Below are 14090 nucleotides of genomic sequence, written 5' to 3'. Positions count from 1 at the left end.
TGTTAATGCTGCTGCTTGTTAATGCTGCTGTCTGCCAATGTTACTGCTTGTTAATGGCGTTGCTTGCCAATGTTACTGCTTGTTAATGCTGCCGTCTGCCAATGCTGCTGTCTGCCAATGCCAACTGCAGCTTGACTACCGTTCTGCCACTTGGCATTGTGCTGCCATATGTATCATCTCATTCTTATCACATCCGTTCGCTACGCGAACGTGGGCACAGATTACCTTACCGTTTCCGTTTGCATTGCTACCTTACAGTTTCCGTTTGCGCTGCTACCTTACCGTTTCCGTTTGCACTGCTACCTTACCGTTTCTGTTGCCGCTGCTACCTTACCGTTTCCGTTTGCACTGCTACCTTACCGTTTCCGTTTGCCGCTGCTACCTTACCGGTTCCGTTGTGCTGCTGCCGTCGTTTCCGTTTGCTGCTGTCTTATTTCAATACAGTTGCCGATTTGCCGGCCTGTTTGCCGCCGCCGTTCGCGCGCGACCCGCTCCAATTTCAGAAAATAATCGAAAAAACGAACCTCGTTTCTTGAAATAAATTAAAAAAGGAGGGATTTCAAATAAGGAATCTTTATATACATCCAAAACGATTATGTTTTAAATTAATATTTATAGCCGATTCAGAGAGCTTTTTTGAGGTCGGCTGTTGTTTCTGAAAATTTAAAGCGGCTGACTGTGTGTTCGGCTGCAGAAGCCTGACGGGCCTTTTCATTTTATGTTTTTAAAATTTATTTGAAAAAGTTAAATTTAAACTTAAATTTAAAATTTTAAATTTTAAATTTTAAAAATGATCCCATTTCAGAGAGGGAAGGAAACGAACGATTTTTCAGAGCGACTTTTGCATTTAATATTTTAGTATTTCAACAACGATGGATATTAATTGCGATATTAAAAATTAAATTTATAAAATTCATTTATAGAATTTACAAAAATAATAAAATTAATAAATTAATAATTTAATAATTTAAACAAATTATTACACAATATTTACAGAAAAACAAAAAAAAGGTAAATAATCATGGAACAAGAAATACTCAAAGGAACAACGACAGTCGGTGTGATTTGCTCGGACGGAATCGTTCTTGCCAGTGAAAGGCGCGCAACGATGGGGCACTTTATCGCCAGCCGCGAAGCCAAAAAAGTTTATCAGATCAGCGACACAATCGGTCTTACGATTGCCGGATCTGTCGGCGACGCACAGCAGATTGTCCGCGCCATGACCGTTGAGTCTAAACTTTACGAGATGAGAAGAAAGGAACCGGTCACCATCAAAGGTTTGGCGACCATGCTTTCAAACACGCTTAACTCCAACAGATACTATCCGTTTGCCGTTCAGCTGCTCATCGGCGGCGTTGACAAAAACGGCCCGGCGCTCTATTCACTGGACGCTGCCGGCGGCATCATCGAAGAATCAAAAGCCGTTTCAACAGGCTCCGGATCTCCGATTGCTTACGGTGTTTTGGAAGACCTCTATACGGAAGACATGACGGTCGACCAAGGCGCACAGCTTGCAATCCGCGCGCTTCACAACGCAATGAAAAGAGATTCCGCATCCGGCGATGCGATCAGCGTTGCAAAGATCAAAGACGGGAAATTCACCCGAATGGAAGAAGAAGAAATCAATGAATACAGAAAAACATTAAACTGATTCTGTATTTCATTTTATTTTTTACATTTTCACATTTTTGATTATTTATTATTCTTTAATTTATTCACTTAATTTATTCATTTAATTTCACTTAATTTATTCATTTATTTAATATTCATTTAGCTTCAATTTTCTGATTTCAATTTATAATTTCAATTTATAATTTCATTATAAATCATCAAATTTAATGGCGCCGACGTGCCATGAAATATTGATTTTTTGAGTTTATCAAAAGCCAAAGCGCCGAATATGAATCGGCCGCTGTTTTCAATCCGCTTTTTGAAACGTCACAAAATCATTTTTCAGAGAATTTCAACAAACTCAAAAAATTCAATCATTTCAGAATATCAGTTCAGAATATCAGTTCAGAATATCAGTTCAGAGTATCAGTTCAGAGTATCATATTCATTTACATTCATTTTAAAAAAAGGACGAGAATAATGGCAATAGATGACGTTTTAGCAGACCTTCGAAATAAAATCGAGAAAAATTTGCCCGACGGCGTTACGATTTCGGGTGTCAATTTTGAAGGACCGCAGTTAGTACTTTACACAGAAGAACCGAAAAAATTCGCAGACGACGGAAATATTATCCGGAATTTGGCAAAAGCGCTCCGCATCAGAATCGCGGTGCGTCCCGACCCGAAAGTCTTGGCAGAACCCGAACGGTCTGTTGAAGTGATTCACCAGATTGTTCCCGCCGATTCCGTTATTTCAAATTGTTATTTTGATCCCGACTCCGGCGAAGTGATTATCGAAGCCGAAAAGCCGGGACTTGTTATCGGAAAACACGGAGACACACTTCGTGAAATTACCAAAGAAATCGGCTGGATTCCTAAAGTTGTCCGGACACCGCCGATTAAATCCAAGACGGTCAAAAATGTCCGCGACTTTATGAGAAACAATCTCAAAGAAAGAAAAGAAATCCTGCGCGATGTCGGCCGCAAAATCCACCGCGAATGCACAAACACGGACCAATGGATTCGCGTCACCGGTCTCGGCGGCAGTTTGGAAGTCGGCAGAAGCTGTTATTTGCTCTCAACGCCCGAATCCAAAATTATGATTGACTGCGGCGTCAACCTCGGCTCGGAAGACAAAACGCCTTACCTTTATGTTCCCGAAGTCAACCACTTCAACGAACTCGATGCCGTTGTTTTAACGCACGCACACATGGACCACCAGGGCCTGATTCCGCTGCTCTACAAATACGGCTACGACGGCCCCGTGTACTGCACGCCGCCGACACGCGACATGACTGTCCTGCTCCAGCTCGACTATGTCGATATCGCTTCTAAAGAAGGCAAAAAAGTGCCTTACGATTCCGCAACGATTCAAAAAGAATTACTGCACATGATTCCGCTCGACTATGAAGAAGTGACGGACATCGCGCCTGACATGAAGCTGACGTTCCACAACGCCGGCCACATCATCGGATCCGCAATCGCGCACTTCCACATCGGCGACGGTCTTCACAACATTGTCTTTACGGGCGACTACAAATACGAAAGAACGCGCCTCTTTGACCCGGCTGTGAATCGTTTCCCGCGTGTTGAAACAGTCGTGACGGAAGCGACATACGGCAACAACAACGGCTATCAGACGCCGCTCAAAGATGCCGAAAAGAATCTGCAGAAAATTATCCGCGACACTGTGAAACGCGGCGGCGCTGTTCTGATTCCGGCATTTGCCGTCGGCAGAAGTCAGGAAGTGATGATTGTGTTAGAAGAAGCCATCCGCAAAGGTTTCATCCCGGACGTCCCTGTTTATTTGGACGGTATGATTTGGGAGGCAACAGCCATTCACGCAACGCACCCTGAATATTTGAACAGCGAGCTGAAAAAACAGATTTTCCAAAAAGGCCAGAATCCGTTCCTGTCGGAATCATTCAGACAGGTGGATTCCAAAGACATGCGTGAAAAGATTCTGGAAGAGCCGCACCCCTGTGTGATTATCGCAACATCCGGTATGATGACGGGCGGTCCCGTGATGAGCTACTTCTACAAGCTGGCGCCGGACGAACGCAACACGCTTGTTTTCGTCGGTTATCAGGCTGACGGAACCATCGGCCGCCGTCTCCAAAAAGGCTGGTCCGAGATTGCCGTGGGCAACAACAACACGGTCAAAGTTAACATGAGCGTTGAGACGATTGACGGTTTTTCCGGTCACTCGGATGTCAGACAGCTTCATGAATACATCCGAAAGATGCAGCCCAAGCCCGAGCGCATTTTCACGGTTCACGGCGATGAGAAATCCTGTATCGAGCTTGCCGAATCTCTGCGCAAGAAGAACAGAATTGACTGCAAGCCGCTTGTGAATTTGGAAACGTTCAGGATTTTGTAAAAACGTCGAATCGATTAAAATGAAATTTTGAGAAATCACGTCTCAAAGTTTCAATTCTTTCTTTTTCAATTCTTTCTTTTTCAATATTTCTTTTTCAATATTTCTTATTCGGTGATTATAATGCAGGCGGATGAAAGCGGATCTTACAATACTTTTCTAACGGACGGCTGTCTTTGCTGCCAAAAAGGCGCCAAGATGGTTTTATTTGTGACGGGAATTTGTCACAGGGACTGTTTTTTTTGTCCGCTGTCGGCCGAGCGTAAAGACAAAGATGTGATTTTTGCAAATGAGCGGGCTGTTTATTCGGACAGCGATGTGATTGACGAAGCGCGGTCGATGAATGCGGAAGGGACGGGAATTACGGGCGGCGAACCGCTTCTTGAACTTGAAAAAACGGTTCATTACATTCGTTTGCTGAAAAATGAATTCGGAAGAAATCATCATATTCATCTTTATACGTCAACGGCGCCGAGTGACGAAGATTTAAAAGAACTGGCGGGCGCGGGCTTGGATGAGATTCGTTTTCATCCGCCGACTGAGGTTTGGGATTCTTTGGCGGAGTCGGATTATGAAAAATCATTGGCGGCGGCCGAAAAATACGGTGTTTGCGCCGGTTTTGAAATTCCGGCAATCGCGGGCGCTGAAAAAGTCGCGGAATTCGCGCAAAAATCAGGCTGTTTTTTGAATTTGAACGAATTGGAATTTTCAGACACGAATGCCGAAGAATTAAAGAAGCGCGGTTATACGCTGATTGATGACGAATCCAACACGGTTTTGGGATCGGCCGAGATTGCGAAAAAGGCTTTTGAAGCGGCGGGAATTCGTTTGGAAGAAAACGCCGGCTGTTCGGACGTATGTTCTGATTCTCCGGCTGATTGTTCAAAAAAGGATTCTGCAAAACTGAATTTCTGCTCTTCCCGGTACAAAGATGCGGTTCAGCTGCGGCTGCGGCTTCTTCGAACGGCGCAATTGTATGCGCGCGCTTTTGATGAGATCACGGAAGACGGAACGGTGGCTTTCGGGCGGATCAAGGTGTCCGACATGGAATCGTTTGTTTCTTTTTTGGAGGAATTCGATCTTCCGAAAGAGGCTTATGAGATTAAAGCGGACCGGGATTCGATTGAGACGGCCTGCGGGATTGCCGAGGAATTGGCGGCGATTTTGGCGGAAGAAGATTTATCGGGTCTTGGAAAAATTCAGGTGTGGCTGATTGAACAGTATCCGTTTGAAAACGGCTTCGTGGTCGGCAGCGAGCGTATATTCTAATATATAAACCTTGCGCGTAAAAATTTATAAAGGATTAACCTATTATTAGGAATTGCTTAAGTCCGCCGATTGTATCGTTTTTAAAACGAAAAACAAGAATTGCGGGTCAAGAGCATAAAAACGGATTGCACAAGCAGTTATAAAAATCTCTTTGAATTATTATAGGGAGTTATAATTACAAAGAGAAGAAGTGATAAAATCTGCAAAAATGCGGTTTCAAAACGGCTTTTAAAATTGATTTAATTGATTTCAAAATAATTGATTTCAAAAATAAATCGATGACAAATAACCGCAGAAATGTTGTGCAATAAGGCGCGGATTTGGTCCGCTGCCAACCCAAAAAAATTAAGGGAATGAGGGGTGTCAGGGCTGCAATCATCAGAAGACAGAGTAAGAGAAAGATTAGAAAAATATCTTTCAAGAGATGAAAACGGAATACGAAAAATTGTTTTAAACTTGTTTATTACGGGTGACAAATTTACGACCGGGGATGTTTACAAGCATTTGGAACAAGAATGCTGCGACGTCAGTTACAGGGGCGTTTCTGCCATGGTCGGCTTAATGAATACCAGACTCGGCATTTTAAGCATCAATGTGACAGGCGATCATAACATCTATTCGTTAAAAGATGACTACAAACCTGTTGTCGAAGCAATTCTCACCCATGCCGCTCAATAATTTCGGCACGTTATTGTTTTATTTTATTCGTATTTCGTCAAAAGTAAAAAAAGAATGCCGGTTTGGCATTCTTTGTCTTTATTTTTAATTTTAATTCTAATTTAAATCTAAATTTAAATTCAATTTTTGATTTCTGCTTTGATTGTTTTGCTTTGGTTTATTTGTTCTTGTTTTTGTTTTTGTTTTTACTTTTGTTCTTGTTTTTATTTTTCAATATATGAATGAAGAGATTCATTCAAAAAACAGGGGACGTTTTTGGATGAGTTTCAAAAATCGTGCCGTTCGCGCGCGGCGGGAGCGGCAGCAAACGGCGGCGGCAGCAAACAGGCCGGCAAGTCGGCAACTGTATTTACGAAATCGGTCAGGTAATCTGTGCCAAACGGAAACAGTAAGGTAGCAGCACCAAACGGCAACGGTAAGGTAATCTGTGCCAAACGGCAACGGTAAGGTAGCAGCAGCAAACGGAAACCTAAAGGTAGCTGTGTCCACGCTCGCGTAGCGAGCGGATGTGATAAAAATGAGATGATACATATGGAAATGCAACCTGTATTGTAAGCAGAAACGGCAGCAAACAGAAGCGGCAGCAAACAGAAGCGGCAGCACTATAAAAAACGGTTTTTCGTTTTAATTGAGATCATTGGGACGAATCTCCAATCCTCATTTTGCTCGCTTCGCTCACAAAACTCGGATTGGAGGGGCGGTTTGCAGGGTTTTCGTTTCATTTAATTACAAATTGAAACATCGTTTTATTCAAAAGTTAAAGAAAACCGAACCCCGTTTTTATTTCTTTATTTTACGGGAGAGGGGGTTCGGGTTTGAAAAGTTTAAAAAATGATGTTTCGTTTTTTGTTTATCATCAGATTCAAATCAATGTTTGACAAAAACTGCAAAGCAATTTTAAATTGAATCGTGTTTTATAGTTTGTTTTATTATTTGTATCAAAATTAAAAACAAAACCAAAATCAAAATCAAAACCAAAATTAAAATTAAAATTAAAGCCAAAACCAAAACCAAAAACAAATCCCGTGTTTCCGCCATGTCTCGAATGAACGCCAAGAAAAATCCGAGAACGTTTCTCCGCTCTGTTGAAAATGTTCCCGAGCACATTGCTTTTATCATGGACGGCAACCGCAGATACGCTCAAAGGAAAGGTAAGGAAACATCCTGGGGGCACACTTGCGGCGTTTCCGCCGTTGAAAACATTCTTCATTGGACGTATTTGGCAAAAATAAAACACATCACGATTTACGCTTTTTCGACGGAAAATTTCAAACGGGACCCCGCGGAAGTGGAAAGCATTTTTGATTTGCTTGAAAAGATGCTTCATAAAATTTCGGCCGACGAGAAAATTTTAAAGAAAAAAATCAAAATCCGAATGATCGGAGAAACCGAAAACCTGCCGGAAAAAACGCTTAAAGCCTTCCGGGATTTGGAAGAAAAAACGGCGGATAATGATAAGATGTATCTGAACGTCGCCCTCGCTTACGGCGGCCGCAGCGACATAACGCAGGCATTTCAAAAGATTGCCGCAGACGCCGCCAAAAACCCGAACAGGCCGACTGAAGAATTTTTGTCCGATGACGAAATTTCAAAATATTTGTTCCCGTTTTCCGATGAAATCGTCCCGAGCGTTGATTTTCTCATTCGAACCGGTGATGAGCACCGAACGTCAAATTTCCTTCCGTGGCAGGCCAACGGCAACAACGCCATTGTCTGTTATTACAACAAATATTGGCCGGAATTCACATTCAAAGACTTGTTTTATACACTCAGAATCTATCAGAAAACGGCGGAAGAGCGCCGACTGAATGATGAAAAAAGAATGAAAAAAGTTGACGCGTTTTTGGCAAAAAACGAATGAAAAAAATAATTGAAAACAGAATTTAAAAATGGACTTCAAAACAGAATTCAAAACAGAATTCAAAAACAGACAAATCAATTTTTTAAATTCTGAATATCGTATTCTTGAATCTTTTTTTAAATTTATTTCGTTTGAATTCTTTGTTTAGATTTCGTTTATTTCTGGCGGTCAAAATAAATGCTTTTTCCCGACATTGAAAGCGGAACGGCATACGCGCATTCGGCGTCAATCATTCCGGATTTGCAGGCGGCAGCGCCGGCGGAATACATAATTCTGTTGTCAAGGCACATGTCTTTGGCTTTCGCCGCCGCCGAGCCGAGCGCAATTCCCAGATCAACGGATTTGACGGAACAAATCGGTCCCGCAAACGGCGTTTCTTTCGTTTTTTCGGCATTTTTGAAATCGGCGCACGTCTCAAAACCGCAGGTGCCGCAATTGAGACCGATCGGACGTGATTCTTTCAAACCGACAAGAACAACGGCATCGGAATTCCGAAGATTATCGGCATCGCGGATAAAAAATGCCCCGAGCTTCTCGGCGAATTTTTCCATTTCGGCGGCGAGTTTTTCGACTTCATCTCCCTCTAACAGATAAGTCACAATATTGTCAAACCCTTTTGCTTTCGGCGCGGTGCGGGCCGCGGCGAGAATTTCAAGCGCCATCTGATTGACGGCGTCTTTTTCGCAGTTAACTCTCATGAATTTGAAAACGGTTCGTTTTCATATGAGCTTTTCGGGATTTTTTGACCGGACCTCGTATGTCAAGATAAACAAAAACAAACAAAAGCAAACAAAAACAAACAAAAGCAAACAAAAGCAAACAAAAACAAACAAAAGCAAACAAAAGCAAACAGAAAGTTTCTAAATATCAAAGATCTTATACTCGTTCATGCTTGATGACACATTAAAAGTATTCAAAGAATTGACCCCGCGGGATTTCCGGATTTTAACAGGAATTGAAATCGAAATGAAAAATTTTGAGTGGGTTCCCGTTCCCGAACTTCAGAAATATGTCGGCCTGCCCGCCGAAAAACTGGCTTTTCATTTAGAGCGCCTGCGCCGCAAAAAGATGGTGGTCAGCACAATTGATCCGTACATCGGCTATAAGATTTATTTTGAAGCGTACGACGCGCTTGCGCTTCACACATATGTTCAGCGCAAAACGATTGCCGCCGTCGGCAGTGAAATCGGTGTCGGCAAAGAATCCGTTGTCATCGAAGTGCTCAAAGAACCGGAGATTGAAATCGCCGAGCCCGAAGTTTTGATTCTCAAACTTCACCGCGAAGGCCGCACCAGCTTTAAGCAGGTCAAACGGACACGCGAACATTTGGTTGGCAAAGAACATTTTTCATGGATTTATGCCGCAAGGCTGGCCGCAAAACGCGAATTCACGATCATGAAAAACCTTTATCCGGACATTTCCATCCCCAAGCCGATTGATCAGAACCGCCACACGATTGTGATGGAAGTCGCCAAAGGCAGCGAACTTTCAAAAACAAAAGTTTTGGATCCCGAATGGTATTTGGATGAAATTCTCAAACAAATCCGGCTGATTTATTCCAAAGGAATTATTCACAACGACCTCAGCGAGTACAACATTTTTGTCTCCGAAGACGGCGTTCAAATCATCGACTGGCCCCAGTATATCACAAAAGATCATCCCCACGCCGAAGAACTCCTGCGCCGCGACATTGAAAACGTGCTCAACCATTTCGCTAAAAAATACATGATTGTCCGCGATGCCGATGAAATTCTCAAAAACATTTTGGAAAACACAACCTTTGAAGACGACATCACAAACGAGCCCGGCATTGAAGACCTTGTGACCGCCGACGATGTGACGGAAGCCGAAATGATGACAAGCGATGATTTTGAAGAAGGAGAATTCGCCGAAGATTTCGATGACTTCACGGTTCAGGACTGAAAAGAATCGGACGGACTGAAAAGAAGCAGATTGAAAAAATCAGATTGAAAAGAAAAAAAGCTGAAAATATAAAAACATCAACGGACTGCAGAATTAAAATCTGCAGTCCGATTTCATTTGAATCAGATTTCATTTGAATTCGAATTTCATTTGAATTCAAGTTTTATTTTGAATTCGGTTTCATTTTGAACCGTCATCAAATATTTTCTTGAAAAAGCCGCCTTTCTCTTTTTTATCTTTCTTTTTTGCGCCGGCTTTTGTTGTTGCTTCAAAGCCGGAAGATTTGGCAAATTCTTCAAGCAATTGGCGCTGTTCTGAAGAAAGTTTGTCGGGCGTAATCAAATTGACTGTTACGTACTGGTCGCCCGAAGAACTGCTGTTCACGCGCGGGAAACCTTTGCCTTTCAAACGGAAGGTACTGCCGCTTTGCGTGCCTTCGGGAACGGTCATCGTGACATCGCCGCCGAGCGTCTTAACGGTAATTTCCGTTCCGAGCGCGGCCTGAATAAAGTTCAAATCGACATTGATGTAAACATCGTCGCCTTCGCGAACGAAGTAACTGTCAGGCGCGACACGGACGACAACGTACAAATCTCCCGCGGGAGCGCCCGGATCGCCGACATTGCCTTCTCCCGCGAAACGCAGGCGCATGCCGTTCGGGGCGCCGGCCGGAATTGTGACCGACATTTTCTTTGTCGAGCGCACCTTTCCTTTTCCCGAGCACTTCGGACACGGCGTTTCAATCATTTTGCCGCTGCCGTGACAGGTTGAGCAAGTGGACTGAGAAATCATGTTGCCGAAAGGCGTTTGAATCGTCCGCGACACAGTTCCGCTGCCGCGGCATTCGGGACAGGTCTTGGCCATCGTGCCTTGTTTTGCGCCCGTTCCCGAACATTTGTCGCACATAATGACTTTCGGAACTTCAATGTCAACCGTTTTTCCTTTGTAAGCTTCCTGAAGCGTCAGCCGAAGTTCGTATTGAAGGTCGGCGCCGCGCTGCGGTCCGCGGCTGCGTGTGCCGCCAAAGCCGCCGCCGAAAATATTTCCGAAAATATCACCGAAAATGTCGCCGAAATCACTGAAATCCGCGCCTCTGAAAATATCTTCCTGCGAATAGCGGCTGTCAAACCCGGCATGGCCGAATCTGTCATAAGAAGAACGTTTTTCAGTGTCGGACAAAACCGCGTAAGCTTCGGAAATTTCCTTGAATTTATCTTCAGCTTCAGGCGAACTGTTTTTATCGGGATGATATTTCATCGCAAGCTTGCGGTAACTCTTTTTGATTTCATCGTCGGTCGCTTCCTTTGAAACGCCGAGGATTTCATAATAATCTCTTTTTTCGGTCATAAAAACACTTTCCGGACTGAGAATGATAAATAAAATAAATTGATAAGAATAATTGATTGAATAATTGATTGAAACAAATGATAATTGGAATATGAAATTAATATAATTGGCAACGTAATTGGAGATATGGAACGTTGGAATGTTGGAAATTTGGAATATTTGAATTAAATGAATAAGTTCCGATATGAAATATTGAAATACCTGAAATAATTTATACATAATTGAATGCGGAAGCATTCCGACAGGATTTTTCCAAAAATACAAAATGTAAAATCCCGTCAAATCGACCGATGAAAAGTATCCGTCGGCATTGCCGCGGACACTTTTCACCATTTTCCTTTAGAGAAAGGTTACATTTCGTTTTTGATATTTTGTTTCGTTTTGAGGGTTTTGGTTTCTTCGTTTTTGCAGTTTTGTTGGTTTATGAAATCGTTTTTAATCGTTTTTATTGTGTTTTTGGGTTGGTTTTGAATTTATTATCCGGCAGAGAAACAGCCGCGCCGCCAAATCATCCGACAGGTTTTGTTTTACAGGGTGGTTTTGGGTTGCGTGGGTTGTATTGTTGGGGTTCGTATTGTATCGGGTACGAATAGAGATCGAACGATTTGAGACTGTCAAGCTGTTTGCCGAATAAACATGAAAGCCGGCTATGAACAAGCCGGCAAAAAAAGGAAGAGAAATGCCTTCTCTGCCTTCTTTAAATTTCAGAGTTCAAACTCAGAATTTTCAAACTCAAGATTTTCAAGTTCAAAGAGTTCAAACCCAAAGTTTTCAAACTGTTTTCAAACTGTTTTCAAATGTTTCAAACGGTTTTTCAAACTTATTCTTTCTTTTCAGATTCGGCCGATTCTTCGTAGTCATCGGCGCTGTTGTAATCTTCGGAATATTCCGCGTCAACGACGTCTTCGGCTGCCGTGTAGTCGGCGTCTGCGGCGTCCGGCGCTTCGTATTCGGGTCCGCCTTCTGCGTTTGCTGCCTGGGCGGCTTCGGATGCTTTTCTGTAAAGCGCTTCGGAGATCGGATAAACAGCTGTTTCCAAGGCTTCGGATTTGGCTTTGATGGCTTCAATGTCCGTTCCTTCAAGAGCAGTCTTGAGTTCTTCCATTGCCGTTTCAGCTGCTTTCTTCTGCTCTTCCGTGACACCGATGTCTTCGGGTGCCTGAGAAACGGCTTTTTCGGCTGCGTTTAAGAGAGAGTCGGCATTGTTGCGGATTTCGATTTCTTCTTTCTTCTGCTTGTCTTCTTCGGCGTGGAGTTCAGCGTCTTTGACCATGCGGTCGATTTCTTCATCGGACAAGCCGCCCGGTTTTTGAATCGTGATGGACTGCTTCTTGCCGGTGCCGAGGTCTTTGGCATCCACGTGAAGAATACCGTTTGCGTCAATGTCAAACGTCACTTCAACCTGAGGAATGCCGCGGGGTGCCGGAGGAATACCGTCTAAAATGAATCTGCCGAGTGTCTTGTTGCCGGAAGCCACACTGCGCTCGCCCTGAAGAACATGAATTTCAACAGAAGTCTGGTTGTTGGCCGCCGTTGAGAAGATCTGGCTCTTCTTTGTCGGAATCGTTGTGTTTCTCTCAATCAAAGGCGTGGAAACGCCGCCGAGTGTTTCGATACCGAGTGTGAGCGGGATAACATCCAAAAGAAGGATATCTTTAATGTCGCCTGACAAAACACCGCCCTGAATGGCTGCGCCGACTGCGACTGCTTCGTCAGGGTTGATGTTTTTGTACGGTTTCTTGTTTGTGAATTTCTCGATTAAATCAACAACTGCGGGCATTCTGGTCGAACCGCCGACAAGAATCACTTTGTCGATCTGATCAATGCTCAATTTAGAGTCTTCCAATGCCTGGCGCATGGACACAAGCGTCTTCTCAAGAAGGTCTTCGGTCATCTTTTCGAATTGCGCGCGCGTGATGTCAACGTCCAGGTGGAGCTGGTCGCCGTCGGGGCCGAGTGCGATAAACGGTAAGTTGATGTTGGTGGATGTCACGCCGGAGAGTTCGATCTTGGCTTTTTCGGCCGCATCTTTCAAACGCTGGAGAGCTGCCAAGTCTTTGGACAAGTCAACGCCGTGAGATTTCTTAAATTCGGTGACAAGATAGTCAACGATTCTGTCGTCAAAGTCGTCGCCGCCGAGGCGTGTGTCACCGCTGGTTGCCAAAACTTCAAAGATGCCGTCGCCGATTTCTAAAATGGAAACGTCGAATGTGCCGCCGCCCAAGTCGTAGACGAGGATTTTCTGGTCTTTGGAACCTTCTTCTTTGTCAAGGCCGTATGCCAACGCTGCGGCTGTCGGTTCATTGATGATTCTTAAAACTTCGAGGCCTGCGATTGTTCCGGCGTCTTTTGTCGCCTGTCTCTGAGCATCGTTGAAGTAAGCGGGAACTGTAATAACAGCCTGTGTGATGGTTTCGCCGAGGTATGCTTCTGCATCGGATTTCAGCTTCTGGAGAATCATTGCGGAAATTTCCTGAGGCGTGTATTCTTTGTCGTTTAAAGTGACTTTGTAGTTTGCGTCACCCATATGTCTTTTAATGGACTGGACAGTGTTTTTGGAGTTGGAAACAGCCTGTCTTTTGGCGATTTGGCCGACGAGTTTCTCACCCTTCTTGGAAAAGCCGACAACGGACGGAGTTGTTCTGCCGCCTTCGGCGTTGGGAAGAACGGTGGGTTCGCTGCCTTCCATAACAGCCATACAGGAATTTGTCGTGCCTAAGTCAATGCCTAAAATTTTTGCCATATTTTTTCACCTTGTTTTTTATTTTTAAATTTATTTTTTTAATTTATTTTTTAAATTATTTTTTTAATTTATTTTTTAAATTATTTTTTTAATTTATTTTAAAATTAATTTCAAAGAGTTTTGAATAGATTCAAAGAGTTTTGAATAGAGTTGTTTTTTATAAGTTTTCAATGAATTTCTTTTTGAATTTTTTGATTTTGACTCTGTTTTTTGAATGACTCTGTTTTTTGAATGATTCAGTTTTTTTGATTGATTCTGTTTTTGTTAATTACATAAGTGTGA

The 14090-nt window shown here is 43.3% G+C and carries 11 protein-coding genes; 7 read left to right on the top strand and 4 right to left on the bottom strand.

The genetic code is table 11. The annotated features are described in order from the left end of the window. The first annotated feature begins 101 nt into the window (after positions 1 to 101). The 5 genes from MmiAt1_RS06770 to MmiAt1_RS06750 all read left to right on the top strand — a co-directional run bounded on the left by MmiAt1_RS06770 (position 102) and on the right by MmiAt1_RS06750 (position 5934). The gene (locus MmiAt1_RS06770) at positions 102 to 536 is read left to right on the top strand and encodes a hypothetical protein (protein ID WP_318786131.1); all 435 of its coding nucleotides are present in this window, start codon (positions 102 to 104) and stop codon (positions 534 to 536) included. Between the two features lie 482 nt (positions 537 to 1018). After that, positions 1019 to 1651 carry an archaeal proteasome endopeptidase complex subunit beta gene (gene psmB, locus MmiAt1_RS06765; protein WP_420891292.1) on the top strand — a complete coding sequence of 211 codons (633 nt, stop codon included), beginning with the start codon at positions 1019 to 1021 and terminating at the stop codon, positions 1649 to 1651. Between the two features lie 440 nt (positions 1652 to 2091). Beyond that, the gene (locus MmiAt1_RS06760) at positions 2092 to 3990 is read left to right on the top strand and encodes a beta-CASP ribonuclease aCPSF1 (protein ID WP_318786129.1); all 1899 of its coding nucleotides are present in this window, start codon (positions 2092 to 2094) and stop codon (positions 3988 to 3990) included. A gap of 120 nt (positions 3991 to 4110) precedes the next feature. Continuing rightward, positions 4111 to 5256, top strand: a complete 1146-nt coding sequence (locus MmiAt1_RS06755) for a radical SAM protein (protein ID WP_318786128.1) — start codon at positions 4111 to 4113, stop codon at positions 5254 to 5256. 360 nt (positions 5257 to 5616) lie between these two features. Beyond that, on the top strand, positions 5617 to 5934 hold the full coding sequence (locus tag MmiAt1_RS06750; protein ID WP_318786127.1) for a DUF2551 domain-containing protein: 318 nt from the start codon (positions 5617 to 5619) through the stop codon (positions 5932 to 5934). 231 nt (positions 5935 to 6165) lie between these two features. Here MmiAt1_RS06750 and MmiAt1_RS06745 read toward each other — a convergent pair whose 3' ends face one another. Then, positions 6166 to 6465, bottom strand: a complete 300-nt coding sequence (locus MmiAt1_RS06745) for a hypothetical protein (protein ID WP_318786126.1) — start codon at positions 6463 to 6465, stop codon at positions 6166 to 6168. A gap of 505 nt (positions 6466 to 6970) precedes the next feature. Here MmiAt1_RS06745 and uppS point away from each other — a divergent pair. Beyond that, positions 6971 to 7795: a polyprenyl diphosphate synthase gene (gene uppS, locus MmiAt1_RS06740; protein WP_318786125.1), complete on the top strand. Its 825-nt coding sequence runs from the start codon at positions 6971 to 6973 to the stop codon at positions 7793 to 7795. Between the two features lie 155 nt (positions 7796 to 7950). Here uppS and MmiAt1_RS06735 read toward each other — a convergent pair whose 3' ends face one another. Beyond that, entirely contained in the window at positions 7951 to 8493 is a 543-nt protein-coding gene (locus MmiAt1_RS06735; RefSeq protein WP_318786124.1) for a ferredoxin domain-containing protein, read from the bottom strand. Positions 8494 to 8683: 190 nt separating this feature from the next. Here MmiAt1_RS06735 and MmiAt1_RS06730 point away from each other — a divergent pair, with 190 nt between their 5' ends. Continuing rightward, positions 8684 to 9718, top strand: a complete 1035-nt coding sequence (locus MmiAt1_RS06730) for a serine/threonine-protein kinase RIO2 (protein ID WP_318786123.1) — start codon at positions 8684 to 8686, stop codon at positions 9716 to 9718. A 180-nt stretch (positions 9719 to 9898) separates the two neighbouring features. On the opposite strand, the gene dnaJ is transcribed toward MmiAt1_RS06730, so the two are convergent. Then, positions 9899 to 11065 (bottom strand): molecular chaperone DnaJ, encoded by a 1167-nt coding sequence (gene dnaJ / locus MmiAt1_RS06725; RefSeq protein WP_318786122.1) that lies wholly within the window; start codon positions 11063 to 11065, stop codon positions 9899 to 9901. Between the two features lie 820 nt (positions 11066 to 11885). Then, positions 11886 to 13808: a molecular chaperone DnaK gene (dnaK, locus tag MmiAt1_RS06720; RefSeq protein ID WP_318786121.1), complete on the bottom strand. Its 1923-nt coding sequence runs from the start codon at positions 13806 to 13808 to the stop codon at positions 11886 to 11888. Positions 13809 to 14090: the final 282 nt, after the last annotated feature.

Origin of the sequence: Methanimicrococcus hacksteinii, from assembly GCF_032714515.1 — an archaeon.
GTDB lineage: Archaea > Halobacteriota > Methanosarcinia > Methanosarcinales > Methanosarcinaceae > Methanimicrococcus > Methanimicrococcus hacksteinii.
The sequence above is the reverse complement of the archived record's forward strand: the minus strand, read 5'-3'. Positions and strand labels throughout refer to the sequence as shown.

Bases quoted from the DNA above. Each gene is read 5' to 3' on its own strand.
- MmiAt1_RS06770 (WP_318786131.1), top strand. From the start codon at position 102: ATGCTGCTGTCTGCCAATGCCAACTGCAGCTTGACTACCGTTCTGCCA.
- MmiAt1_RS06760 (WP_318786129.1), top strand. From the start codon at position 2,092: ATGGCAATAGATGACGTTTTAGCAGACCTTCGAAATAAAATCGAGAAA.
- MmiAt1_RS06755 (WP_318786128.1), top strand. From the start codon at position 4,111: ATGCAGGCGGATGAAAGCGGATCTTACAATACTTTTCTAACGGACGGC.
- MmiAt1_RS06745 (WP_318786126.1), bottom strand. From the start codon at position 6,465: ATGTATCATCTCATTTTTATCACATCCGCTCGCTACGCGAGCGTGGAC.
- uppS (WP_318786125.1), top strand. From the start codon at position 6,971: ATGTCTCGAATGAACGCCAAGAAAAATCCGAGAACGTTTCTCCGCTCT.
- MmiAt1_RS06735 (WP_318786124.1), bottom strand. From the start codon at position 8,493: ATGAGAGTTAACTGCGAAAAAGACGCCGTCAATCAGATGGCGCTTGAA.
- MmiAt1_RS06730 (WP_318786123.1), top strand. From the start codon at position 8,684: ATGCTTGATGACACATTAAAAGTATTCAAAGAATTGACCCCGCGGGAT.
- dnaJ (WP_318786122.1), bottom strand. From the start codon at position 11,065: ATGACCGAAAAAAGAGATTATTATGAAATCCTCGGCGTTTCAAAGGAA.
- dnaK (WP_318786121.1), bottom strand. From the start codon at position 13,808: ATGGCAAAAATTTTAGGCATTGACTTAGGCACGACAAATTCCTGTATG.